At 73.4% G+C, this 23,051-nt stretch carries 21 protein-coding genes, 1 pseudogene and 1 CRISPR repeat array; of the genes and pseudogenes, 4 read left to right on the top strand and 18 right to left on the bottom strand.

Annotated elements, in window-relative coordinates:
- Window positions 1–52 precede the first annotated feature (52 nt).
- Complete coding sequence (locus tag ACOBQU_RS40080) at window positions 53–1,039, top strand: TauD/TfdA family dioxygenase (protein WP_423635475.1); 987 nt, start codon at window positions 53–55, stop codon at window positions 1,037–1,039.
- On the opposite strand, the gene ACOBQU_RS40085 is transcribed toward ACOBQU_RS40080, so the two are convergent.
- From ACOBQU_RS40085 to ACOBQU_RS40095, 3 genes are read right to left on the bottom strand one after another with little or no spacing between them, the layout of a single operon-like run.
- On the bottom strand, window positions 949–1,356 hold the full coding sequence (locus ACOBQU_RS40085; protein WP_423635477.1) for a hypothetical protein: 408 nt from the start codon (window positions 1,354–1,356) through the stop codon (window positions 949–951). The genes ACOBQU_RS40080 and ACOBQU_RS40085 overlap by 91 nt on opposite strands.
- Entirely contained in the window at window positions 1,349–1,537 is a 189-nt protein-coding gene (locus ACOBQU_RS40090; protein ID WP_423635479.1) for a hypothetical protein, read from the bottom strand. The genes ACOBQU_RS40085 and ACOBQU_RS40090 overlap by 8 nt, the downstream gene beginning before the upstream one ends.
- The gene (locus ACOBQU_RS40095; protein ID WP_423635481.1) at window positions 1,534–1,977 is read right to left on the bottom strand and encodes a hypothetical protein; all 444 of its coding nucleotides are present in this window, start codon (window positions 1,975–1,977) and stop codon (window positions 1,534–1,536) included. Before ACOBQU_RS40095 ends, ACOBQU_RS40090 begins: the two co-directional genes overlap by 4 nt.
- A gap of 230 nt (window positions 1,978–2,207) precedes the next feature.
- Here ACOBQU_RS40095 and ACOBQU_RS40100 point away from each other — a divergent pair.
- The 3 genes and pseudogenes from ACOBQU_RS40100 (at window position 2,208) to ACOBQU_RS40110 (ending at window position 3,844) form a co-directional block, all read left to right on the top strand.
- A pseudogene (locus ACOBQU_RS40100) lies at window positions 2,208–2,470 on the top strand (hypothetical protein).
- Entirely contained in the window at window positions 2,442–2,969 is a 528-nt protein-coding gene (locus ACOBQU_RS40105; protein WP_423635483.1) for a DUF6879 family protein, read from the top strand. The pseudogene ACOBQU_RS40100 and the gene ACOBQU_RS40105 overlap by 29 nt, the downstream one beginning before the upstream one ends.
- Before the next feature lie 23 nt (window positions 2,970–2,992).
- Window positions 2,993–3,844, top strand: coding sequence for a helix-turn-helix domain-containing protein (locus ACOBQU_RS40110; protein ID WP_423635485.1), 852 nt, complete (start codon window positions 2,993–2,995; stop codon window positions 3,842–3,844).
- Between the two features lie 325 nt (window positions 3,845–4,169).
- Window positions 4,170–5,234: direct repeats of the CRISPR family, unit length 29 nt; unit sequence GTGGTCCCCGCGCGTGCGGGGGTGGTCCC.
- A 605-nt stretch (window positions 5,235–5,839) separates the two neighbouring features.
- On the opposite strand, the gene ACOBQU_RS40115 is transcribed toward ACOBQU_RS40110, so the two are convergent.
- From ACOBQU_RS40115 to ACOBQU_RS40185, 15 genes are all read right to left on the bottom strand, one after another.
- Window positions 5,840–6,775 carry a kinase gene (locus tag ACOBQU_RS40115; protein WP_423635487.1) on the bottom strand — a complete coding sequence of 312 codons (936 nt, stop codon included), beginning with the start codon at window positions 6,773–6,775 and terminating at the stop codon, window positions 5,840–5,842.
- Window positions 6,772–9,360, bottom strand: a complete 2,589-nt coding sequence (locus ACOBQU_RS40120; RefSeq protein WP_423635614.1) for an amino acid adenylation domain-containing protein — start codon at window positions 9,358–9,360, stop codon at window positions 6,772–6,774. Before ACOBQU_RS40120 ends, ACOBQU_RS40115 begins: the two co-directional genes overlap by 4 nt.
- A complete protein-coding gene (locus tag ACOBQU_RS40125; protein ID WP_423635489.1) occupies window positions 9,249–10,019 on the bottom strand; it encodes a hypothetical protein in 771 nt (256 codons plus the stop codon). The genes ACOBQU_RS40120 and ACOBQU_RS40125 overlap by 112 nt, the downstream gene beginning before the upstream one ends.
- Window positions 10,016–11,368 (bottom strand): ATP-grasp domain-containing protein, encoded by a 1,353-nt coding sequence (locus ACOBQU_RS40130; RefSeq protein WP_423635491.1) that lies wholly within the window; start codon window positions 11,366–11,368, stop codon window positions 10,016–10,018. The genes ACOBQU_RS40125 and ACOBQU_RS40130 overlap by 4 nt, the downstream gene beginning before the upstream one ends.
- Window positions 11,365–12,861: an argininosuccinate lyase gene (gene argH, locus ACOBQU_RS40135; RefSeq protein WP_423635493.1), complete on the bottom strand. Its 1,497-nt coding sequence runs from the start codon at window positions 12,859–12,861 to the stop codon at window positions 11,365–11,367. Before argH ends, ACOBQU_RS40130 begins: the two co-directional genes overlap by 4 nt.
- On the bottom strand, window positions 12,858–13,946 hold the full coding sequence (locus tag ACOBQU_RS40140; RefSeq protein WP_423635495.1) for a cysteine synthase family protein: 1,089 nt from the start codon (window positions 13,944–13,946) through the stop codon (window positions 12,858–12,860). The genes argH and ACOBQU_RS40140 overlap by 4 nt, the downstream gene beginning before the upstream one ends.
- Before the next feature lie 144 nt (window positions 13,947–14,090).
- Window positions 14,091–15,203 (bottom strand): ATP-binding cassette domain-containing protein, encoded by a 1,113-nt coding sequence (locus ACOBQU_RS40145; RefSeq protein WP_423635616.1) that lies wholly within the window; start codon window positions 15,201–15,203, stop codon window positions 14,091–14,093.
- Between the two features lie 255 nt (window positions 15,204–15,458).
- The gene (locus ACOBQU_RS40150) at window positions 15,459–17,159 is read right to left on the bottom strand and encodes a GH3 family domain-containing protein (RefSeq protein WP_423635497.1); all 1,701 of its coding nucleotides are present in this window, start codon (window positions 17,157–17,159) and stop codon (window positions 15,459–15,461) included.
- A gap of 2 nt (window positions 17,160–17,161) precedes the next feature.
- Window positions 17,162–17,773 (bottom strand): hypothetical protein, encoded by a 612-nt coding sequence (locus tag ACOBQU_RS40155; RefSeq protein WP_423635499.1) that lies wholly within the window; start codon window positions 17,771–17,773, stop codon window positions 17,162–17,164.
- A complete protein-coding gene (locus ACOBQU_RS40160) occupies window positions 17,766–18,434 on the bottom strand; it encodes a DUF6182 family protein (RefSeq protein ID WP_423635501.1) in 669 nt (222 codons plus the stop codon). The genes ACOBQU_RS40155 and ACOBQU_RS40160 overlap by 8 nt, the downstream gene beginning before the upstream one ends.
- The gene (locus ACOBQU_RS40165; protein ID WP_423635503.1) at window positions 18,435–19,628 is read right to left on the bottom strand and encodes a hypothetical protein; all 1,194 of its coding nucleotides are present in this window, start codon (window positions 19,626–19,628) and stop codon (window positions 18,435–18,437) included.
- 14 nt (window positions 19,629–19,642) lie between these two features.
- Complete coding sequence (locus ACOBQU_RS40170; protein ID WP_423635505.1) at window positions 19,643–20,554, bottom strand: TrmB family transcriptional regulator sugar-binding domain-containing protein; 912 nt, start codon at window positions 20,552–20,554, stop codon at window positions 19,643–19,645.
- A 466-nt stretch (window positions 20,555–21,020) separates the two neighbouring features.
- Window positions 21,021–21,644 (bottom strand): HAD family acid phosphatase, encoded by a 624-nt coding sequence (locus ACOBQU_RS40175; RefSeq protein ID WP_423635507.1) that lies wholly within the window; start codon window positions 21,642–21,644, stop codon window positions 21,021–21,023.
- Window positions 21,645–21,814: 170 nt separating this feature from the next.
- Window positions 21,815–22,429 carry a hypothetical protein gene (locus tag ACOBQU_RS40180; protein WP_423635509.1) on the bottom strand — a complete coding sequence of 205 codons (615 nt, stop codon included), beginning with the start codon at window positions 22,427–22,429 and terminating at the stop codon, window positions 21,815–21,817.
- 157 nt (window positions 22,430–22,586) lie between these two features.
- Window positions 22,587–22,952 (bottom strand): DUF1330 domain-containing protein, encoded by a 366-nt coding sequence (locus ACOBQU_RS40185; protein WP_423635511.1) that lies wholly within the window; start codon window positions 22,950–22,952, stop codon window positions 22,587–22,589.
- Window positions 22,953–23,051: the final 99 nt, after the last annotated feature.

A 23,051-nucleotide genomic window follows, 5' to 3' on the forward strand; every position in this document is an offset into this window, starting at 1 on the left:
CGTATGTCACAGCAGAAGAACATATGTCACCGAAGAAGAACAGGAGAAGACCGTGTCGTCCTCCCTCCTCACCAGCTCCATAGACCTCCTTGAGACCGGGCCGGAGGCCGCCGCCGCGGGGCCCGCCCGGTGGCTGGCCGAGCACCGCGACGAGATCCGCGCGCGCGTCGCCGAGCACGGCGCCGTGCGCGTACGCGGCCTCGGCCTCACCGACCGCGCCGCGGCGGGCGCCGCGATCCGCGCGGTGCTCGGCGAGCCGATGACCGAACGCGAGGGCTTCGCGCCCCGCGAGTCGTACGGCCAGGGCATCTACTCGTCCTCCGAGTGGCCGCCCGACCAGCCCATGTGCATGCACAACGAGCTGAGCTACGCCGTCGAGTTCCCCGGCCTGATGGCCTTCGCCTGCCTGACCGCGCCCACCGACGGCGGCGTCACCGCGCTCGCCGACACCCGCGCCGTCCTCGCCGACCTGCCCGCCCAGCTGGTGGCCCGCTTCGAGACCACCGGCTGGAAGCTGACCCGCGGCTACAACCCGCTGGTGGGCGTGGACTGGAAGAAGGCGTTCGGCACCGGCGACACCGACGCCGTCGAGCGCTACTGCGAGCAGCACGCCATCCTCGCCACCTGGGACATCTACGGCGGCCTCAACACCAGCCAGCGCCGCGCCGCCGTCGTCCACCACCCCGTGACGGGCGACCGCTGCTGGTTCAACCAGATCGCGTTCCTCAACGAGTGGACCATGGCCCCCGAGGTCCGCGAGTTCCTGATCGCCGAATTCGGCCCCGAGGGGCTGCCGTTCAACACCTTCTACGGCGACGGCGAACCCCTCGACCGCGAGACCGTCGACCTCATCAACGAGGTCTACGAGAAGCACACCCTGCGCGAGCCCTGGCAGACCGGCGACCTCATGGTGGTCGACAACATCCGCATGGCCCACAGCCGCGAGCCCTACCGCGGCGACCGCGACATCGCCGTCGGCCTCGGCGCCCCCACGACCCTCGCGGACTGCCGCCCGACGGTGCCTCCGGCGGCCGCCTGATTCCGCTGGCGCGGGGCGGGGCAGACGCGGGTGTGCAGGTAGCCGTGGACGGGCCCGCTGCCGCCCAGCCAGAGGTGCGGGCGCACCCGTTCGCCGCCGGGTTCGACGGCGGCCCGGCAGTGCGCGCACGACGGCTTCGGCTTCCCGGCCTGCTCCCGCGCGGCCAGGTGCTCGGCTTCGAGCACCTGGCCGCGCGGGCAGGGGCGCAGGGGGCAACGGGGGCACCAGACGCACACGGCACCGGCCCGCTGCTGCGCGGTGAGGGCGCTGCCCGCGGGGACGACGAACAGCCGCAGCGCCTCGTTCACCTCACGCATCGCCGCTGACCCCCGCCCGGGGCCGTGCGGGTTCGAAGTCCCTGCCGTTGCCGCTCCAGGCCTGGCGGAGCCGGGCGGCTTCGCCGCAGGTGGCGAGGATCCCGAAGTGCCGGTGGGGGCAGTTGTCGAGGTGTTGGCGGTAGGCGGCGTACCCGTCCGTTTCGAGGGATGCGTCGCTCACGTGGCCGTCACGCCCTTCATCGCCTCGCAGGCGGCGCGCAGGGCGTCGGGGTCGGTGGGGGGTGTGCCGGGAGCGACGATCCAGGAGCGGGCGCGGGTGGTCAGGGGCGCGACGACGGCCGGGTCCGGGGCCGCGACGAAGTCACCGGGGCCGAGGGTGCTGGTCTGCGCGACGCACCAGGAGCGGGCGGTCCCGGCAGGCACGAAGACCTCCACGTGGGTGGCGGTGTGCAGCACGAGCCCGAGCGGGGTGCCGTCACCCCGGAGCCGGTGGATGGTGCGCCAGCCCAGGCGCTGGGGGATCCGTACGACGTCCCATGCGCGCCCCACGGGAACAGCCGCCAGCTCGGCGCGATCCCAGGCGGCGAGCGCTCTGCGGACATCCGCTCCCGCTTCCACGAGCCAGGTGAGGGCGACGGAGGTTGTCGCGGTCTCGGCCATGTCGACTCCTACTGATCGGACACGCCCCCGGGACCGTTCGCACGGTCGTCGGGGCTCTGTCGTAACCACCGACGCTAGGAGCTGGACATGAGCCACTGCCATGAATGTGCACCGATGTACACGCCGATGACATTGGCCTCGTCACCGGCGATCGAGGCTCTTGGCTGCCTAACTCCGAGGACCAACAGTGGTGTTCATCGGTGCACACCACGCCACCCGCGGAGGCAGCCATGGCGTTACGGTTCATCGGGATCGACCCCCATACCGGCGACGGGGAAAGCCCCACCGTGTGGGTCGACCAAGACAAAGGTGAGATCATCACCAAGGGTGGAAGCCGGGACCCGAACTGACCGCGCAATGCGCCGCGTTCGAGGTGCCGGGCCACGCGACGGGCATCCCGGAGCACGAGCACGTAGTACGGATCCCGGCCCGCATGGTCGCGACGCTGAGGGAGGCGTGCAGAGTTGTCGAGCAGCGTGCCGACGTTCCCTGACCTGTTGGGCAGGGCCACGGAGTCGGCGGTCCATCTGGAGATGCGTGACAGCTACGCCGTGGACTACGAGTCGGAGTCGTTCGCCCGCTGGCGTCAGGGGTTCCGCCACGACCCAGCGGATCGGGCCTCGTGGTGGCGCCCCTGGCTGGACCTCATCCAAGAGACGGTCGGACGTGGCGTGGCCGTGCGGCGCGCCCGGATCGTCTCCCAGCCAGTGAGCGAGTACATCCGGTACGAGCACTCGGGTACGTTCACGAACGTGGCCGCGGGCGAGCAGGTGCGGTGGCTGCCCCGGCGCCAGGCCTCCGATCTGGCCCTGCCGGGCAACGACTTCTGGTTGATCGACGGTCGGCTCATCCGCTGGAATCACTTCACCGGGGACGGCGCTTCCGCTGGCGGGGAGATCAGCACCGATCCGGCGGCCGCGAAGCTGTGTGCCGACGCCTTCGAGGCGGTGTGGGCGCGGGCGATCCCGCACGACGAGTTCCGGATCGACTAGCGCGAAGGCGAGCGGGCCAGTTCATGTCCATCTCCCCGTCGTCCGCCGCGCGGGCGGCGCGCGAAAGCGTCGCGCACCGTCTGCGCGAGCTGCGCGCCGACGCGGGAATCAGCGGGTCTGAGCTGGCCTCGCGCTGCGGCTGGTCCCACCCCAAGACCTACCGCATCGAGAACGCGCGGACGCCGCCGTCCACCGACGACATCCGCCGCTGGTGTGACGCGTGTGGCGTCCCCGAGCAGGCTGCTGACATCATCGCCCAGTCCCGCAACGCCGAGTCGCTGTATGTGGAATGGCGTCGCAAGGCCCGCGCCGGGTTGAAGCAGCTCCAGAACAGCTACGTGCCCCTGTTCAGGTCGACCCGGCAGTTCCGCGTCTACTCTGCGACCTTGGTACCCGGGCTCCTCCAGACCGAGGGGTACGCGCTGGGGCTGCTGTCCTCCATCACGGGCTTCCGGGAGATCCCGAACGACGTCGTCGAAGCCGTGGCCGCCCGCCTGGAGCGCTCGCGCATCCTGCATGAACCCGGGCGCCGGTTCGTGCTGCTCGTCGAGGAAGCGGCACTGCGACACCAGGTGTGCGACGCGGACTCCATGGCCGCGCAGTTGGGGTACCTGCTGACTGCGGGCACCTTCCCCTCCGTGGCGCTCGGCATCATCCCGATGTCGTCGCCCGAGCGGGCCATCTGGCCCATGGAGACGTTCCACATGTACGACGACACCCTGGTGTCGATCGAGCTTCTGTCCGCTCGCGTGAGCGTGACACAGCCGAGCGAGATCGCCCTCTACGAGAAGGCGTTCGACCGGATGCGTTCCCTCGCTGTGTACGGCGCGGACGCTCGGGCCCTGATCGTCAAGGCGATCGACGCCCTTCGCTGACCAGGACACGACGAAGGCCCCTTCCGCCCGGCTGCGGGAGGGGGGCGAAGCGACTCACCGGGCCAGCGGAACGCCCGGCGCGCCAGCCACCCCAACGAAGCGGCCACCGCTCGCGCTCCCGCCGCGAGCGGGCGCTGCGTACGCTATGCGTCTACGGCGGTGGTCGGGTGAGGCACCCCGAGCTGCTGAGGAAGTTCCGCTCAGCAGCGGCCCGTTGGACTGTGGCCGAGGTAGTGGGGTTGGGGGTTACTTGCCCGAAATGCCGGTATCTCAAGAAGTAAGCGAAAACCGGGCAGCAGCGGGGTAACGCCGCAGGTCGCGACCTGTGGTCCCCGCGCGTGCGGGGGTGGTCCCTTCACCCGGCCCACCTGCTCGGCCTCCAGGAGGTGGTCCCCGCGCGTGCGGGGGTGGTCCCACCCCCGGCGCCCGCGAGCTGCTCGCCAACCTGTGGTCCCCGCGCGTGCGGGGGTGGTCCCCACCCCAAAGCGACGAACCTCAATGGGCTGGTGTGGTCCCCGCGCGTGCGGGGGTGGTCCCGAACTTCCCCCCTACGTGGTTCTTGGTGTTTCGTGGTCCCCGCGCGTGCGGGGGTGGTCCCGAGCCGACAACGGTCTTTTTTGTCCGCCATTCGTGGTCCCCGCGCGTGCGGGGGTGGTCCCGACCCCGACCACGACGGCCGCGAAGTCGCCGGGTGGTCCCCGCGCGTGCGGGGGTGGTCCCAGGTCACGGACTTCGGATGCCGCCCCCGACAGGTGGTCCCCGCGCGTGCGGGGGTGGTCCCGGGAATGGGGCTATTCGCACGAAAGGAAAGGGGTGGTCCCCGCGCGTGCGGGGGTGGTCCCATCGACCGCGCCGCCGCGCTGCGCGCCATCGCGTGGTCCCCGCGCGTGCGGGGGTGGTCCCGAGCAGCGCCGCCGCCAGCAGCAGCTGGACCAGTGGTCCCCGCGCGTGCGGGGGTGGTCCCCGATCGGCCGAACGAGCGGCATAGGCCACTCTGTGGTCCCCGCGCGTGCGGGGGTGGTCCCGACTTCACCGCCGTCCCGGTGTGCGTCAAGGAGTGGTCCCCGCGCGTGCGGGGGTGGTCCCGTGCGCTCGTACCCCGAGATGATCCGCCGTGAGTGGTCCCCGCGCGTGCGGGGGTGGTCCCCGCCATACGGTTTTCCTCGGCTAGCGGCCTGGGTGGTCCCCGCGCGTGCGGGGGTGGTCCCAGCAACGACAGCACCACCGCGGGCGGGTTCGTGTGGTCCCCGCGCGTGCGGGGGTGGTCCCTTCCCCCGACCCGGACCCGGACGTACTGCGGGTGGTCCCCGCGCGTGCGGGGGTGGTCCCGACGTCGCAGATCGTCCGGGAGGTTTCCGAGCGTGGTCCCCGCGCGTGCAGGGGTGGTCCCTGGGCCTGGCCCACCGCAGTGCCCAGCAACTGGTGGTCCCCGCACGTGCGGGGGTGCCGAGCAAATGCGTCAGCCCCCTGAGCGGCCTCGCCGCCGGTCACGCAGGGCACGGCCTTCCGGCAAGCCCAGTACGTGAAGATCGAGTGGGCGCCCAAGCCGCCGCCAAACTCGATCACGCTGCTCGCAGCCCTCTCCGCCGTAGAAGACATCAGCGGTGCTCCAGGGGGCGAAGCCCCCGACTGCCTTGGACGGCGGGAAGCGACCCCCCTGGCAGCCCTGGGCAGCCCGGGTCCACGACGAATCCGGATGGCGTCCACGATCTCCCGCCGGGGGCGGGCTGGACGCCTGGCGTCCGCACACCGCCCCGGACGGCCACCCTGAGGCCGTCCGGGGCAGTGCCGGGGCATCCCTCAGCGGAAGGCTCCCGGCAAGGGGTGCCCCTCCGGCAGAGGGGCGCCCGAGCAGGGCCCCCGCAGGGGAAGCCCCCCGGCAGGGGGTGCCCCCCGGCAAGGGGAAGCCCCCGGCAAGGGGAAGCCCCCCGGCAGAGGGAAAGCCCCGCAGAGCACGGCTCCCCCAAGGGAAGCCCCCCGCCCAGCACCCCCCACCTAGTGGAAACTCAGCGTCCGATACACCGTCACATTGCCCGCCAGCCGCTCGCACGCCTGCGCCGACGACGCCAGCTTGCTGACGAACGACGGGTCCGCGGTGTCGAGGAGGATGCCGAGCGTGGTGCCGCTGTGGCCGACGACGACGCCGAGGCCGCCGACGTCCTCGCAGATGGAGATCATCGGATCGAGCTGCCGCTTGTGCCGCAGGACCTGGTTCATGCGGGCGCTGCGGGTGGCGACCCGGCCGACCTCGGGCAGGTCGCGGTCGGCGATCGCCCGCGTGACGCGGTCCAGGAGACGCGCGTACTCCCGCTTGTCGCTGTCGGTGAACGGCTTCGGGATGCGGTTGAAGTCGACGGTGTCGACGGCGCCGCCCTCGTCGATGCTGACCACCGCCATCGGCGGCAGCGAGCCGAGCAGCGCCCGCAGGCGCACGCTGCGGTGGTGGAACGCCACGATGGAGGAGTACAGGACGCCGTCCGTGGGCTCGATGCGCGCCAGGTACGACTCGATGCGGCGCGGCGGCATCGGCTCGTCCAGGGCGTTGGCGACGGCCCGTGCCGTCGCCACCAGGTCGGCGGACGACGAGGCGAGGCCCTTGCCCTCGGGCAGGGTGCTCTCCAGGCTGAGCAGACCGCCCACGGAAATCCCGCAGTCCTCCAGGATCATGGAGGTGAGCCGCAGCGCCTTCTTCTTGTGCGGCGGCCACACCCGCACCTCGTCCGACCCCGGGTCGGCCTGGAAGCTCGCCATCGTCCAGCGGGCCACCGGCAGCGTCACCAGGAAGTCGCCGTCGTCCTCCGGCAGCACCCCCTGAAGCAGCTCGCCGAACGTGCCGAACGCCGTACTGACCCCCGTACCGGCGGCCCGGGCCCGCCCAGTGGCGAGCGCCGCGGCTCCCGCCGCCTCGGGCGTCTCGTCCAGGACGGTCATGCCGCGCCCTCCTCAACGGCCGTGCCGCACGCGGCCCGTACCACCGCCGCCGCCTCGCCGGGGCGCGCCCCCACGAAGTAGTGGCCGCCCTGGGACAGCTCCCGCAGCTCCACGGTGTCCGCCACCGCCTTCCACGCCAGGTGCCGGTCCGCGGCGCCCGCCGTCGACGCGTCGTCGTGCGCGACGACGACCTCCACGGCCGCGTCGACGCGGTGCGCCTTCGGGTTCGCGTGCACGTCCAGCAGGAACGCGTTGGACGTCACGACGTCGTGGCGGTACGCCGAGCCCACCACGTCGGCGCGCTCCGGCTTGAACCCGTCCAGCTCCACGTACGCGCTGTCCACGCGCAGCTTGTCGAGGAGTTCCCGGTTGTCGACGGCCTGGACGTCGGCCGTCTCCCGCCGCAGCGCCTCCTCGTCGTCGAGGAGCAGCGCGCCGACGAACACCCGGCGCGGACCGCGCCCGGCCTCCTCAAGGAGACGGGCCGTCGCCAGCGCGTGCGCGGCGCCCGCGCAGTGGCCCCACAGCAGCACCGGCGTGTCGATCCGCTCACCGATCTCCGCCGCCACCCGGCGCGCCACCTCGGCCACGTCCGCCATCGGCTCGTCGTCGCCCGCCAGGTCGTGCCCGGGCAGCTCCACGCCGTACACGGCGATCCCGTCGCCCGCCAACTCCTTCGCCAGGGAACGGAAGTTGACGGCGTTGCCGCCCGCGTACGGGAAGCACACCAGCGCGTGGTGCGGGCGCGTCACCCGCGACAGCGGCTGGAGCAGACCGTCCGCGCGCGCCACCTCGGCGCCGCCGTCCGCGCCGCCGTCGAGCAGCGCGGCCAGCGCGCTGAGCTTCGGGGCGCCCACGAGCTGCTTGAGGGACAGCGCCCGGTCCATGCCGACGAGCAGCCGCACCGCGGCCAGGGACGTGCCGCCCAGCTCGAAGAAGTTGTCGTCCCTGCCGATGCGCTCAAGGGGTACGCCGAGGACCTCGGCCCAGCGCTGCGCCAGCCGCTGCTCGGTGGGCGTGCGCGGCGCCGCGTACGTGGCGCCGCCGTGGCCGAGGGTGCCCGCGAGGCGCTTGAGGACCTTCTTGTCGACCTTGCCGTTCTCGGTGAGCGGCAGCTTCTCCAGGCGGTGGAAGTACGTCGGGACCATGTACGCGGGCAGCAGGCCCGCCAGGAACTCCCGGGGGTCCTCCGCGAGCCGGTCCTCGGCGCCGCTGTAGAACGCCACCAGGTTGCGCAGGTCGCCGGTGCCGCCGTCGATGACGACGGCCGCCTCGCGCACCCCCGCCATCGTCAGGAGCTTGTTCTCGATCTCGCCGATCTCGATGCGGAACCCGCGGATCTTCACCTGCTCGTCGCGCCGCCCCAGGAACTCGATGCGGCCCTCCGGCAGCCAGCGCCCGAAGTCACCCGTGCGGTACATGCGGGTGTCCGCGCGGAACGGGTCCGGCACGAACGCCTGACGGCTGCGCTCCTCGTCGTTGATGTAGCCGCGCCCCACGCACACCCCGGAGAACGCGATCTCACCCGGCGAACCCAGCGGCACCAGCTCCAGGTTCTCGTCCAGGACGTAGGTGTGCACATTGCGCAGCGAGCGGCCCACGGTCACGAAGTCCCGGTCCGGCACCCGGTCCAGGACCTCGTGCATGGTGTCGTCGGACACCTCCGTCGCCCCGTACGCGTTGACGAGCCGCACGCCCGGGTAGGCGGCGAACCAGCGCTGCACCAGCTCCATCTTCAGCGCCTCACCCGTCACCGAAAGGGCCCGCAGACGGCCGAGCGGACGCGGGTGCTGCTCCAGGTGGGTCAGCATGACCTCCAGGTACGACGGCACGATCTGCGCCACCGTCACCCCGCCCTCGACGATCTCGTCGACGAACGCGGCCACGTCGAGCTGCGCGTCGGTGTCCACGATCCGTACGCTGCCGCCGACGATCAGCGGCGCGGCGAACTGCCACAGGGAGATGTCGAAGCACTGCGACGCGGTCTGCGTGACCACGTCACCGGCGCCCGGCTCCATCCCCATGTCCTCGGTCTTCATGAACAGGTGGTTGACGAAGCCGCCGTGCTCGCACAGCGCGCCCTTCGGGGCGCCCGTGGAGCCCGACGTGAAGTAGATGTACGCGGCCTGGCCGTGGGTCAGCGGCACGCGCGGGTCGTCCTCGCGGCCCCCTGCCAGCACCTCGGGCACCGGCAGCAGCAGCGGCTCGCCCTCCAGGTCCGCCACCGCCTCCCGCGCCAGCTCCGCGCTGCCCGGCTCGTGCAGCACCAACCGGCACGCCGAGCGCCGCAGCTGCGCCGCCACCCGGTCGGCGGGGAAGTCCGGCCGCACCGGCAGGTACACGCCACCCGCCTTGAACACGCCGAGCGCCACCGCCACCCACTCCAGGGTGCGGTCCATCACGACCGCCACGACGTCCTCGGCGCCGAGCCCCGCCTCAAGCAGGGCGTGCGCGACCCGGTTGGCGCGCGCGTTCAGCTCGTCGTACGTCCAGTCGGTGCCGCCGTGCGACGCCGCCACCCGGTTGCCGCCCGCGCGCACCTGCTCCTCGAACAGCTCCACGAAGGTGCCCTCCGGCAGCGCCACCCGGCGCCCCGACAGGCCGTACAGCTGCTTCTCCACCTCGGCGGGGACAGCAGGCTCTGCCGGTGGTGGGCGGCGTCCGGGTCGTCGGCGAGCAGGCGCAGCGCGGCCATGTGGTAGCCCGCGACGCGCGCCGCGTACTCCTCGTCGACGGCGGCCCGGTCGAACAGGACGCGCAGCCGAAGCCCGGTGCCGTCGGCGCCGTCGGGCACGCACACCACGCGGATGACCTCGCCGTCGCCGAGCTGCGCGTCCGTACTGCCCGGACCGTCGGGGCTGTTCAGCACGCCCAGGTCCAGGACGAGTTCGGCGCGGGCGGGCCCCTCCGGCAGGTCGGCGGCGACCGCCGCGGCGTGCGCCACCAGCTCGCGCCAGCTCGACGCGGCCACCGTCACGCGCAGCGGCCCGGGCACCTGGCGGCCCGGCGCCACCAGGCCGAGCAGCAGCTCCCGCTCCGTGGCGAGGGTCGCCGCGACCCGCGCGTGCGCCGCGAGCAGCAGGTCCGCGCGGGCCACGCCGAGCGCGGCGGCACCGCGCTCCAGGTCCCGCACCAGCTCCGCGGGCAGTTCCTCGTGGTGCTCGCCCGGCCCGCTCGCGCTGTGGCGCGGCGCGGTCCACCGGGGGACCTGCGTGAACACCCCGTCGTTCGCGTTGTCGGTCATCGTCCCCCGGCCCCTTCTGCCGACCGCGTCGGCTCGTCCAGTTCTGCCGACCGCGTCGGCTCGGCTGCTTCCGCGGACCGTGTCGGCCCGTCGCCTTCGATTGCTTCCGCGGACCGTGTCGGCCCGTCGAGTTCGATCCTGATCAGGCGCGCGGCGTCCGCCGCGCGCTCGGCTGCCTGCCCGGCGTCCGCCCCGACGGCCACGACGTGGCCCAGGCGGTCCTGGAAGGAGTGCGTGATGCGCACCTGGCGGCCCACGGCCGCCGTGGTCGCCGCGTCCACGACGCCCGGCGCCCGCAGCGCCTCGTCGAGCCCGCCGACCGCCGTGACCGTGCCCGCGCCCGGCGCGGCCACGAACCGGATCGCGGCATGCCCGGGCCCCGGCTGCGCGGGCGCCGGGTCGAGGCCCGCCGCGCGCGCGATCAGCCGGTCGATGAGGTCGACGCCGGTGGCCGCGGCCAGCGCGGCCGGGATCATGCCCCCGGCGAGCCGCGGGTTGACCTCGATGACGACCGGGCCCCGCTCCGTCAGGCGCAGCTCGGTGTGCGCGGCGCCCCAGCCGAGGCCGAGCGCCCCAAGCGCCCGCACGGCCGTCTCGCCGAGCGCCGCCGCGACGTCGTCGGCGACCGGCGCCGGAAGGTCGTGGCCCGTCTCCACGAAGAACGGCTCCGGCGTCAGGTGCTTGGCGACCACCGCCACCACCCGGCCGTCGAAGGTCTCCACCGAGAACTCCGGGCCCGTCACGGCCTCCTCGACGAGGATCCGGCCCGCCGTCGGCGCGCCCCGCTCGTCGGTGAGCCGCGACAGCAGCTCCACCGCCCAGCGGCGCACCTCGTCCCGCGTCAGGCACAGCTTCACGCCCACCGACCCCGAGCCGCTGACCGGCTTCAGGACCACCGGCCCGCCGATCTCCCCGGCCGCCCGCACCGCTTCACCCACCTGCCCGGTGGCGTGGAACGCGGGCACCGGCACCCCGGCCGCCGCCAGCGCCGCGCGCTGCGCGTCCTTGTCCCGGCAGCGCGCGATCGCCTCGCCGTCCGGGCCCGGCAGGCCCAGCTTGGCCGCCGCGAGCGCCGCCGTCGCCACGAAGTACTCCGAGCTGGACGCGATCCCCGCAAGCCCCTCGGCGTCGGCGAGCCGCGCACAGGCGTCCACCACCGCGCCCAGGTCCGAGGTGTCGAGCACCAGCGTGTCCACGCCGTCCTCAGCCGCGTACGGATACCGGGCCACATCCCGCGCCAGCAGCACCGGACGCAGCCCGCGCGCCCGTGCCACGGCGCAGAACCGCCGCCCCGTACCGGTGGTGTTGCTCTCCAGGAACGCGAACCACCTGGGTGTTCCGCCGCTCATGCCGCCCTGCCTTCGCTGTTGTCACTGTCGGGCCTTTCGGGGGCCTCGCCCGCCCCGCGGATGACCGCGGCGACCGCCTCGTCCAGCTCCCGCCCGGCCGCCGCCCAGCGGGCGCGGCGCCTGCGCAGCCAGGCGGAGTGCTCCACCAGGCGCGCCCGGGCCTCCTCGAACGCGGCGTCGAACGCGCCCGGACCGCCGCCGTACCGGTGCTCCGAGACGGCCTCCGCCGCCGACGGCACCGCCACCCGGCCCACTCCCTCGGGCCCGCGCACCCGCGTGAGCCGCGACTCGCCCGCCTCCACGGCCTGCCGCACCGCCGCGCCCACCACGTGGTGCGCGGTACGGAACGGCACACCCTGGCGCACAAGCCGGTTGGCGACCACCGTCGCCGTCACCATGCCCTCGTCGGCCCGCTCCGCCATCCGCTCCGCCACCGGCCGCGCCCCGCTGACCAGGACCTGCGCCAGCAGCACCGCGTCGCGCACGGCGTCGAGCGCCGCCCACGTCCCGGCGACGGCGTCGGTGCCGACCTCGATGGAGTTGGTGAACGGCGTGGACTTCATCGCGCTGGCCGCGCCCGTCCACGCGCCGATCGCCGCGCCCGCCTTCGCCTTGACGTGCTCCAGCAGGAACGCGTTGCGTTTCTGCGGCATCGCCGAACTGCCGCCGACCAGCCGCTCGGGAAACGCGACGAAGCCGAACTCCTGGGTGCTCCACAGCTGGAGGTCCGTCGCCAGACGGCTCAGCGTCACGCCGAGCCCGCCCGCCGCCGCCAGCGCCCGCAGCACCGTGTCCCGGCTCGCCACCGAGTCCATCGCGTGCAGCGGCGGCCCGTCGAAGCCGAGCAGCGCCGCCGTGCGCGCCGTGTCGAGCGGCAGGTCCGTGCCGGACACCGCGCCCGCCCCCAGCGGACAGCGCGCCAGCTCCGCCAGGGCGTGCCGCAGCGCCGCCGCGTCCCGGTCGAGGGCGACGGCGATCCCCGCCAGGTAGTAGCCGTACGTCACCGGCATCGCGGGCTGGAAGTGCGTGTACACCGGCATCACCGTGTCCCGGTGCGCCCGCGCCCGAGCCAGCAGCACCCCCTGCAACCGCAGCGCCTCACCCAGCAGGTCCGCCAGGTCGGCGCGCAGCCGCAGCGCCGTCAGCGTCGCCTTGATGTCGTTGCGGGAGCGGCCCGTGTGCAGCTTGCCGCCCACGTCCGCGCCCAGCTCGGCGACCAGATGACCCTCGTACATCAGGTACAGGCCGCGCGGCGCGGGCCGCTCCAGCAGGTCGGTGAAGCCGTCCGCGCGCAGCCGCGTGATGTGGTCGAGCAGCCGCGCCGCCGCCGATGCGGGCAGCAGCTCCCGCTCGGTCAGCATCACCACGTGCGCCAGGTCCACCAGGCTGGTGCCGTTCAGCTCCCTGCGTACGTCCTCGGGGCCGGGCTCGCCGTACACCACGCGCCGGGTGCGCGGACCCAGCGTCGCGGTGAGCCTGCCGGTGCCGCTCATCGACCCGTCCCCGCCGACGGCGCGGCGGCGACGGGAGCCCCGGCGGACTTCGCCCACACCCCGGGAACGTCCTCGTAGGCGCGCCGCCGCCACTCAAGCCGCGACCAGCGCCCGTCCACCGCGTCGACGCTGTCGGCGTCCACCGGCTCCTTGGGCAGCTCCGCCAGCACGTGCCCGTGCTCCGCCAGCCACGCGTCGTCGTACACCGTGGCCTGGTAGCGGTAGCCCTCGTCCGGCAGCATCACCACGCACACCTGGTCGGGGTGCTGGCGCGCGTACCACTCGGCGGCCAGGAACGCCGCCCCCGACGTCGGGCCCTGGAACAGGGCGTGCCGGGCGTGCAGGCGGCGCGTGGCGGCGTACGCCTCGGTCGCCGACAGCCAGTGGACCTCGTCGAAGACGGTGTGGTCCAGGTTCGCGGGCCACAGGCTGTTGCCGAGGCCGCGCAGCGCGCGCGGCCCGTCCGGCTGCCCGAACAGGACGCTGCGGTGCGTGTCCACGCCGATGGCCCGCGTGTGCGGGGTGCGCTCCCGCAGGCCCCGCACCGTGCCGCACATCGAACCGCCGGAGCCGACCGGGCCGATCACGCAGTCGACCTGTCCGAGCGCGGTGTGCAGCTGCTCGGCGACCACCTGGTACGAGGCCGGGTTGTCGGGGTTGGTGTACTGCTCGGGGCAGAAGCTGTCGGGCTGCTCGGCGCGCACCTCCGCCAGGCGGCGCAGGCGCACCGCCTGGTAGCCGCCCACCGGGTCCGGCTCGGGGCAGATCTCCACGCGGGCGCCCAGGTCGGTGAGCCTGCGGTACAGGTTGGCGTCGATCGCCGGGTCGCTGATCAGCGTCAGCTGGCGGCGCATCAGCGCGGCCTGCATGGCAAGGGCCAGGCCGAACGTGCCCGACGTGGTCTCCACGATCGACGTGTCGGGCCCGAGCGCCCCGCGCTCCTGGGCCCGCCGCAGGATGTACCGCGCGGGCAGCAGCTTCATCAGCGTGAACGACGCGCCGTACAGGTTCGGGCCCAGGCGGATCAGACGGGGCAGCATCTGCGCCTCCGTGACCTCCTGGAACGTGGGTGTGATGACCGGCATGACAGCTCCCTGGGTTCGGGGGACGGACAACGAGCGCGCCGTCGCGCCCCGGCCCCGGCCCCCGCGCGACCCGCGAAGCCGGTGCCGGACCGACGGCCGCGCGGCGGAGGGCCTGGCGGGGGCCTGGCGGGAACGGGCAGGGCTCTAGACGCCGACCGGCTCCGAGGACTCCGAGGACTCCGAGGGCTCCGAGGACTCCGAGGGCTTCAAGGACTCCGGGGACTCCGGGGACTCCGGGGACTCCGAAGGCTTCGAGGACTCCGAGGGCTTCGAAGGCTCCGGTGACTCTGGCGACTCCGGCGACTCCGGCGACTCCGGTGACTCCGGCGCCCGCGACGCCTGCGAGCCGGTGAGCGCCAAGTAGACGTCGTCCAGGGTGGGTTCGCGCAGCGCGAGGCCGCTGAGCGCGACGCCCGCCCCGTCCAGGGCCCGCACGACGTCCGACAGGCCGAGCGACGACTCGACGGGCGCGCTGACGCCGCCCGGCTCCTCGGCGGGCACCGGCGCGAGGCCCGCCGCCCGCAGCGCCGCCACGGCCCGGTCCACCGCGCCGGGATCGGCCAGGTCGGCGTGGACCGTGCTCACCCCCACCTGGCTCTTCAGCTCGGCGGCGGTGCCCTCGGCGATGGTCCGCCCCTGCCCGAGCACCACGATCCGGTCGGCCAACTGGTCCGCCTCCTCCAGGTACTGGGTGGTCAGCAGCACGGTGGTGCCGTCGGCGACGAGGTCCCGCACCACGTCCCACAGCTCGTTGCGGCGCACCGGGTCCAGGCCCGTGGTCGGCTCGTCGAGGAACAGCACCCGCGGACGGCCCACCATGCTGCTCGCCAGGTCCAGGCGCCGCCGCATGCCGCCCGAGTACGTACGGGCCGCACGGTCGGCGGCGTCGGTCAGCGCGAACCGCTCAAGCAGCTCATCGGCCCGCGCGACGGCCTCGCGCCGGTTCGCGCCCAGCAGCCGCGCCACCAGCACCAGATTGGCGCGGCCCGACAGGCTCTCGTCCACCGAGGCGAACTGCCCCGTCAGGCCGATGCGGCTGCGCACCTCGTGGCCGTCGCGGACCACGTCGAAACCGGCGACCCGCGCCTGACCCGACGTCGGCGGAAGCAGCGTGGTCAAAATGCTCACCAGCGTGCTCTTCCCGGCCCCGTTGTGCCCGAGAAGACAGAGGACTTCACCTTTCCCGGCGCGGAAACTCACATCCCGAAGGGCATGGGCCCGACCGAAAGTCCTGCCTATCCTGACCGCTTCAATCATCGCACTGCTCACGGTTAGCCATTCCTCGCAGACAGTGGTTCGGGCGCGCCCTTGAGCCCCACGAAGGGCCCTGTCGGGCACCGGCTGAAGGGCCCCGGCGGGCACCGAATTTCTACTCGGCCGCCCCGAGCGGCCACAAGGAGCGGAACAGCAAGCTGTCAACACTTCCGGAAGCGCGTAACGAACCGGTAATTGCCCCTCGCGCCGGTGGCAGGTTCTTACCGCCGCTAACGGTTCCCGGCAAAACAATTGCCGTCAGCCCGCGCCGTCACCGCACGCATTCCGCGTGAGCAGTTCCCACCCCGCCGAATCCCGCTGGAACACCCGGTCCTTCACCTCCGGCGGCCGCATTCCGCCCGCCACCCGCCGGTGCCAGTCCGCCACGAACGCCGCCGCCGGAACGGGAAGCAGCCGCGCCGCCCCGAGCCGCCCCGCCGCCCGCGCCGCCCGGTACGTCCGGCTCGTACGGCACAACTCCGCGTCCACCACGCCCGCGAAGTCCGCCACCACCGGATCACCGGACGCCACGGCACGCCCGAACGCGGCGGCCACCGCATACCGGTACGCCCCCGGCCCGTCCGGCTCCGCCCGGCACGTCACGTTCACCACGTCCAGGCCCGTGCGCCGCGCCGCCTCGGCCACCGCCCGCACCACCTGCGCCTCCCGCAGCCGCTCGCCCGCCGCGTCCGAGGGCTCGGCCCGGCCCGCGTACGTCACCCGCGGCACCCCGCCCACCCGGTCCACCACATGCGCCACATCGCCCAGCACATACCGGTACAGGCCGCCCACGTGCGAGAACACCACGTGGTAGTCCCGCCCCGGCTCCACCTCGTGCCACAGCAGCGTCGGCGAGTCCGGCCGCACATCGTCAGCCGCGTCCACGAACTCGTACAGCGCCGACGACACCGCGAGCACCCCCGCCGCCGGATGGTCGTCCACCGGCACCCCCACCGGCCCCTCCGACGCCGCCGCGGGCGCGGGCAGCACCGCCACCCCCGCCCCGTACCGCTCCGCGAGCCGCGGCAGATACAGCGACGCCACCCCACTGGTCCAGCAGTACAGCAGCCGCATGCGCGGCCACACCGCCGACGGCTCGGGCCCGCACCGCTCCAGCTCCGCCGCCCGCCCCGGATTCGCCACCCCGCCCGGCAGCCCCCGGAACGTCCCGTCCCGCACATCCCGCAGGATCTGGGGCCACCACTCGGCCAGCAGCTCCGGCACCATCGCCACCAGCGCCGGATTGTGCCCGATCACGCACCGCACATCGTGCTCCACCGCCATCCGCAGCCGCACGTACAGCTTGTCCAGATACGCCCGCTCGTTCAGCTCCACCGGCGGCTCGGCCCACGGCGCCCGACTGCCCGGCTCCACCAGCGCCACCCCGAACCCGCCCCGCAGATCCGCCTGGCTCGGCCCGAGGCTCGGCCGCCCCGACCCCGTGGTGTCCGGCCGCGCCAACCGGTCGTGCCGCAGGTTCAACGTCGCCGCGCCCAGCGAGAACACCTCGGGGAAGTACGCCGCGGGCACCCCCATCGCCGCCCGGAAGTACGGCACGTACACCTGCCGCACGAAGTCCTCCGTCACCGGAATCCGCTTCCGCGCCCCCGTGCTGCCGCTGGTCGTGAAGAACAGCTTCGGCTCCCGCCGCGTCAGCACCCCCGGCTCCCCCTCGGCCGCCCGCGCCAGCCACGCGTCGTACTCCCCGTACGCCCGCAACGGCACCGCGTCCCGGAACGCGTCCACCGACCGCACCCCCGCGAGCCCGTGCGCCGCCCCGAACTTGCTGCCCCCCACCTGCTCCAGCACCGCGTCCAACACCCGCCGCTGCGCCACCGCCCCATCCGCCATCGCCACGGCAAGCCGCTCCTTGGCGGCGACCAACTCGCCGCGCAGATCGTCGTCGGTGTACGGGGCCGGGCCGGGGGCCGCGAGCGAGGTCCTGCCGAGAGCGGGCATGGTCACTCCTTCATCGTGCGCAGCACGTGGTCGACGGTGGCCGTGATGTCGGGGGCAGCGGGGACGTGCTCGACCCGCAGGTCGCTCACCTCGTCCAGGAGGCCCGCGCGCAGGTCGCGCTGGAAGCGGGTGAAGGCGTCCTCATCCGGTACGGGGCCGTAGTGCTCCAGCGGGTTGAGCCGGGCCCCGTTGCCGGAGCGCCGCCACGCGGTGGCGGGCGGCACGTTCAGGAACACCACCCCGGCGGGCCGGGGCAGGGACCGCCAGTACGGCAGCCAGGGGCCGTCGTCCAGGCCGAGGAGACGGCACTTGACGAGGATCTTGTAGTAGTAGGAGTCCAGGAGCGGGGTGCGCCCGGCGGGCGCGGTGACCACCCGGTCGTGAAGGTAGGCGACGGCGACGTTCAGCAGCGCCATGACGTACGCGCGCGACCGGCCGCCCGCGTACGCACGGCCGAGCGCGGCGGGCAACTCGGCGATCGCCCGGTAGTCGCCGGTCAGCAGCTCCGGGTCGTACGACACGGCCTCGACGGGCCCGGCGCGGGCGGTGAGGTCGGCGAGGACGGAGGACTTGCCGCAGTAGTCGGTGCCGAGCAGCACCCAGAAGTCAGCCACGGTTCCCCTCCTCGGGGCGGGGGTCGTCGGTGACCGCCGCGAACGCCCGCAGCCGCCCCGGGTCGCCGGGGTCCTGGTGGACCCTCAAGTAGGCCGGGGAGCGGGGCAGTTCGGGCAGCGCGGGGGCGTGGCGGAGGGTCAGCCGGTCGCCGGGGGCGAGGACGCCGGTGAGCAAGGACTCGGCGAGGGTGTGGTTGACGTGCACCAGGTACTGGGGCAGGGACAGGCCGCCGGTGGCGATGTCCGCCCGCCACCGCCGGGGGTGGCGCGTGGCGCCCGGCACGGTCAGCGTGACCGCCGCGGGCAGCGCCGGGGGCAGCGCGCCCTCGACCGCCCGCAGCAGCAGCCGCAGCTCCCGCCGCGCCCTCCGGGGCCCGCCCGCGTACCAGGCGATGTGCCCGTCGGCGGACACCAGCGACGGCGGCAGCCGCGCCGCCAGGTTCCGGGGGTTGCCCGCGAGGAACACGGTCCGGGTGAAGTCCCCCTGCCAGTCGGCGCGGGCGGCCGGGGGCAGCCAGGACGCGAAGTCCAGGACGGACCGGGCGAACGCGCCCGCGTCGAAGGCGCGGAGCACCGCCACGGCCGGGCCGTGCGCCGGGCGCGGACCGGCGGCCCGGACCCGGGCGTCCAGGGCCGCGCGCAGCTGTCGTTGGGTGAGCACTCAGACGTACACCTCCTCCAGCAGGGCCGCCGCCCGGCTCGCGGGGACCCGGTTCCGTGACAGCAGGGCGGTGGTGAGCCGGTAGGGGTCGACGTGGGGGTGGGGGCGGGCGTGGCGCGGGAGCAGGGGCGCCGGGTCGTCGGCCGGTGGCGGCGGCGCCGGGCCGCCGGGGTCCAGGCCCGCGCCCGCGTCCGCCGCCGCCAGCAGCCGCGCCGCCCGCGCCATGCACCGCCCCACCAGCTCCTCGCGGAACACCTCGCGATCCCCCTGGCCCAGTACGGCGATGAAGTACAGCCGCACCCCGAGCCGGTACACCCGCGGCCCCACCACGTCCAGGTACCGCCCGGCGAGCGCCGCCGCCGTGTGCCCCCGCCAGCCGCCGTACCGGCTGGAGACGGGGCGGCCGCCGCCGGTGCGCACCCGGCCCACGCCGACCAGGCTCACGCGCGCGCCGAGCCGGGCCAGGACGTGCCGTACCAGGACGTAGTCCGGCAGCGACTCGCGGTCGAAGGCGAGCACCACGTCGTCGTACGCGTCCACCAGCGGCACCAGCTCCCGCAGCAGCCCCGCCAGATAGTTGCCGGACCCGCCGCCCGCCCCCGCCAGGCGCCGCAGCGGAAACCCGTGCGCGGTGCCGTCGAGGTACACCGGCCCGTCGAACGGCCGGTGGTCCAGGCACAGCCCGTACCCCGACAGGACCTCCACCAGCGCGTCGAACGACATCGGCGGCGGCGTGCGCACCCGCAAACCCGGGTCCGGAATGCCGAGTTCGCCCCACCGCTCGGCCCACAGCTCGAGGACGCGCGCGCCCGCCGGGTGCAGCGCGCCCGGCGCGCCGACCTCCGGCGGCGGCCCGCCCCGCTCCCGCCGCTGCCGCTGGTAGTCCACGTACAGGAGGCCGATGTCCTCCTCGTCGAGCCCGGAGAAGTCCATGCCGGGCCGGGTGGCGTCCAGATGCGCCCAGAAGCCGTGCGTCTGCGCGTTGGCGACGCCGACCGTCCAGCTCCACAGGAAGTCCGTCTTGTGCAGGAGCGCCGTGGCCCGGAACAGCACATCGCTCCACAACAGCCCCTTCACATGGCTGAAGGTGAGCGGCTTGGTGGGGGAGACGGGCACGGGCGCGAACAGCACCCGGCGCCCCGAATCCACCCCGCCCGATAAACCGCCGTCGCCGTCCATCATCGAATCAACCATGGTTGTCCCGCTGGTCACGCGCGGGATTCACTCAGTTCACGGGACCGGTTCACGGGCGACAACAAGCCCAATTCAACCGCCCGCACCCCGGCCTGGAACCGGGAGTTCGCTCCCAACTCTCGTGCTATTTCTGCTACATTACGGCGGTAGGTCCGCACGGACATACCCAGTTCCCGTGCCGCGGCCTCATCGGTACGGCCCGAGCTGAGCGCCACCAGAATGCGCCGGGCCATTCCATTGCGCGACCTGTCGCTGAGCTTGCGGTAATCCGCGAGCGCGACGCTGCGCGGCCACGAAGCGGCGAAGAACATCCGCAGATGGCGCAGCAGCACCGGCGCCCGCACCACGAGCGCCTGCCGCCCCGTCGCGTCCCCGCGCGTGCGCACCAGCGCCGCGGTGTCGTCGACGAGCACCATCTCCTGAAGCGGCGCCTCCACCAGGCGCACCTCCACGCGCCGGGCGAACTTGTCCAGGTCCCGCAGCAGCTCCCCGCTCTCCAGGAGCCGCGCCGTCGCCAGCACCCGCACGGCGACCCCGCGGGCGGCCACCTTGCCCAGATGCACCAGGAGCGGCCCGAACACCTCCGGGTCACCGTCCTCCGGCAGCACCACGAGCGCACACGAACGCGCCCCGTCGACCAGCTGCTCCGCCGTCGCGCTCAGCGCCGCGTCCGTGGCGTCGAGCGACGACACCGACCGCTGGTCCACGTCGCTGCGGTGCTTCGACACGGCCGTCTCGACCAGAGAGCGGGCCTGCAACAGGATCCGCTCCACCTCGTCGTTGGACGGGGGCACCACCGGGGCCCCGGGTCTTATGACGTCGACCACCGGCACGACGGAACCGACGGAATCGACGGACTCCATGGGCTCGATGGAAGCAACGGAACCAACGGACTTGATGGACTCGATGGAATCAATGGTGGGCATGACTGACGCTTTCCTCCCCTGAAAAAGCGATCCCGTACGAGATGAGCTCGTCCTCATGCAGCCGCGGACGCGATCCCCGCCCTCCCGGAACCTGGCGTAGCACATAAATTCGACTGACTCAATCGAAGCTACCTGGCCGCTGTCGGCCAGTCAAAAGCTTTGCCCGCGAACTTGAGCGCTCTCCGATCCCGATTGGAGTTTTCTCCACGCGGTGTACGGTGTTTCTGTGTTGGAATTCAAAGACGGTTTCGGCGCTTTTCCAGTTCCTTTCTGGTTCCTTTCTGGTTCCTTTCCGGTGGCCCTGGACGCGTCCTTGAGCGCCTCTCGACCACCCGCCGCGCCCGCCTCGTACACATACGAAAACCCCCGGCGCCCGGTGTCACTCGGACACCGGGCGCCGGGGGCCTGCACGCCCCGTGGAACAGGGGAAGAGGGGCGAGGCGGAACCAGGAGGGCCTGGGAAGGACTAGGAGAGCTGGCCGTCGTAGTCCGGCAGCTTGATGGTGCTCTCGGCGTGACCGCCCGCGAAGTCGTGGTCGTTGTTGCCCACGTTGGCTATGATCTTGTAGCCCTTGGCCTCGATCTCCGCGCGCTTGGCGGCCTTGTACTCGCCGACCGAGCCGAACAGGTCACCGATGCCCCGCTCGTACAGGCCGTCGACCGGGTAGCCGACCTCCTTCAGGTTGTACTTGGTGACGGGGTTGATGATCCCGGGCCGCGCGGTCACGAAGAAGACGTCCACGCCCTGCGCGTCCGCGTACTTCACCAGGTCGAGGACCGGCTTCACGGCGGGAGTCGGGGGCAGCGGGTGGAAGTGCGTCTCCAGCGACGTGTTGTCGATGTCGAGGACGATCGCCTGCTTCTCCTCCTTGGCCTTCGCCGCACGCTCCTTGACGTACGCCGTGCCCTTGTCGACGGCCGCCTTCGCGTCCTTCGCCCAGACGTCGTAGTCGACCGAGGCGGCAGCGGCGGCCGGAGCCACCGACTGCGGAGCCGCGGGGGCGGAGGCACTGGCCGTACCGGCCAGACCCGTCGTCACCGTCACCACAGCGGCGACGACACCCATGCGCCCCAGCTTGCGATTCGTCATGCCAGCGATCCCTTTCTCTCACCGAGTTGCTGGCCGACTGTAGGCAGAGAAGGTGGACACAGGGCTACGTTTTGTCAACAACAGGCAACCGCCCCCGCCCACCCCCGGGAACCACCCCCACGCCCCTGACTGCAAGCTGCCACCACCGGGCCCCGGACCCACCGCACGCGTCAGCCCCGCACACCCCGCGCCCGCGCGTACGCCCGCCGCTTCACCGCCTCCCTCTCCGCGTCCGAACGCCGCCGCACCCCGCCGTACGCCAGCGCCCCGACCGCACCCGCGAACAGCCCACCGGTCCACGACAGACTGACCACGTCGAGCCCCCGGTCCCCGCTCGCCTCGATCCACGGATCCAGACCACCGCCCGGATCCTTGAACAGGACCACGTGCTGCCTCGGCTCGAACTGCCCGTAGCAGTTGTGCCGTTCACCCAGGTCCCGCACCTCGCCCGAGGTGTCGACCACCCGGCACACGTCCCGGTCGCCGCCCCGCACCCGCTCACGCTCGGCCGTGTCGACGACCAGCGCGTCCACCCGGTCCCCGAACCGCTTCAGATACGCCTCGTGCAGCGTCGGCCCCGAGAAGAACCCCAGCCCCATCACCGCCGCGACCGCCAGCAGCGCCGCCCCCGCGCGGTGCCAGACGCCACCGGCCACGATCCCGGCGGTGGCCGCCGCGCCCATGATGACGACCACGCTGAGCCAGACCCCGGCGTACAGGCCGAGGAACGTACCGGCAACGGTCAGCAGCGGTACGAGCAGGGCCCACAGCAGGGAGTTGAGCACCCGAGGCCGCGCCTGCCCGCCCTCCCCACCCCCGACTGCCCCGGCCGCCCCGGCCGTCGCCCCGACGGCCCCGCCGGTCCCCGAGATCCCCTCCACGCAAGCCCCCTAGCCCCGCCCGGCCACCACCTGATCCACCGAGGAACTTTACGGGAGCGAACTACCCGGCGTCCCCCTCGGCCCCAGCCGTCGCCGCCGCCCGCAGTGCGGCCACCGCCGCCGTCGGCTCGTACCCCTCCTCCACCCCCTCGATCAGGATGATGTCGCCCTCGATGTGCCGCGAACGCAGCGGCGCGATCGCCCGGTAGGCGGGGGAGTCCCACCACGCGCGGGCCTCGGCGAGCCCCGGGAAGCCGATCATCACCACGTGCCCGGACCAGCTGCCCTCCTTCACCTCGTGCTCCTTCATGTGCACCAGGTAGCGCCCGCCGTACGGCGCGAAGGTGCCGGGCAGCCGCTCGATGTAGTCGGCGATGTCCGGGTGCGGGGCGGCGTCCTTCAGGTTGGCTATGACGTAGGCGGGCATGGCGTCCTCCAGACATCCGGGGTGACCGGGCCGCGATCGGGCTCCGTACGCCGAGATCCTGGCACCGGGGGAGCGCGGGCGTCGATGACCTCGGAGGTA

It is taken from the genome of Streptomyces sp. G45, from assembly GCF_049542095.1.
Classification (GTDB): domain Bacteria; phylum Actinomycetota; class Actinomycetes; order Streptomycetales; family Streptomycetaceae; genus Streptomyces.

Bases quoted from the DNA above. Each gene is read 5' to 3' on its own strand.
- ACOBQU_RS40125 (WP_423635489.1), bottom strand. From the start codon at position 10,019: ATGACCGACAACGCGAACGACGGGGTGTTCACGCAGGTCCCCCGGTGG.
- ACOBQU_RS40095 (WP_423635481.1), bottom strand. From the start codon at position 1,977: ATGGCCGAGACCGCGACAACCTCCGTCGCCCTCACCTGGCTCGTGGAA.
- argH (WP_423635493.1), bottom strand. From the start codon at position 12,861: ATGAGCGGCACCGGCAGGCTCACCGCGACGCTGGGTCCGCGCACCCGG.
- ACOBQU_RS40170 (WP_423635505.1), bottom strand. From the start codon at position 20,554: ATGCCCACCATTGATTCCATCGAGTCCATCAAGTCCGTTGGTTCCGTT.
- ACOBQU_RS40185 (WP_423635511.1), bottom strand. From the start codon at position 22,952: ATGCCCGCCTACGTCATAGCCAACCTGAAGGACGCCGCCCCGCACCCG.
- ACOBQU_RS40150 (WP_423635497.1), bottom strand. From the start codon at position 17,159: ATGCCCGCTCTCGGCAGGACCTCGCTCGCGGCCCCCGGCCCGGCCCCG.
- ACOBQU_RS40110 (WP_423635485.1), top strand. From the start codon at position 2,993: ATGTCCATCTCCCCGTCGTCCGCCGCGCGGGCGGCGCGCGAAAGCGTC.
- ACOBQU_RS40085 (WP_423635477.1), bottom strand. From the start codon at position 1,356: ATGCGTGAGGTGAACGAGGCGCTGCGGCTGTTCGTCGTCCCCGCGGGC.
- ACOBQU_RS40145 (WP_423635616.1), bottom strand. From the start codon at position 15,203: ATGATTGAAGCGGTCAGGATAGGCAGGACTTTCGGTCGGGCCCATGCC.
- ACOBQU_RS40175 (WP_423635507.1), bottom strand. From the start codon at position 21,644: ATGACGAATCGCAAGCTGGGGCGCATGGGTGTCGTCGCCGCTGTGGTG.
- ACOBQU_RS40140 (WP_423635495.1), bottom strand. From the start codon at position 13,946: ATGCCGGTCATCACACCCACGTTCCAGGAGGTCACGGAGGCGCAGATG.
- ACOBQU_RS40165 (WP_423635503.1), bottom strand. From the start codon at position 19,628: ATGGTTGATTCGATGATGGACGGCGACGGCGGTTTATCGGGCGGGGTG.
- ACOBQU_RS40115 (WP_423635487.1), bottom strand. From the start codon at position 6,775: ATGACCGTCCTGGACGAGACGCCCGAGGCGGCGGGAGCCGCGGCGCTC.
- ACOBQU_RS40130 (WP_423635491.1), bottom strand. From the start codon at position 11,368: ATGAGCGGCGGAACACCCAGGTGGTTCGCGTTCCTGGAGAGCAACACC.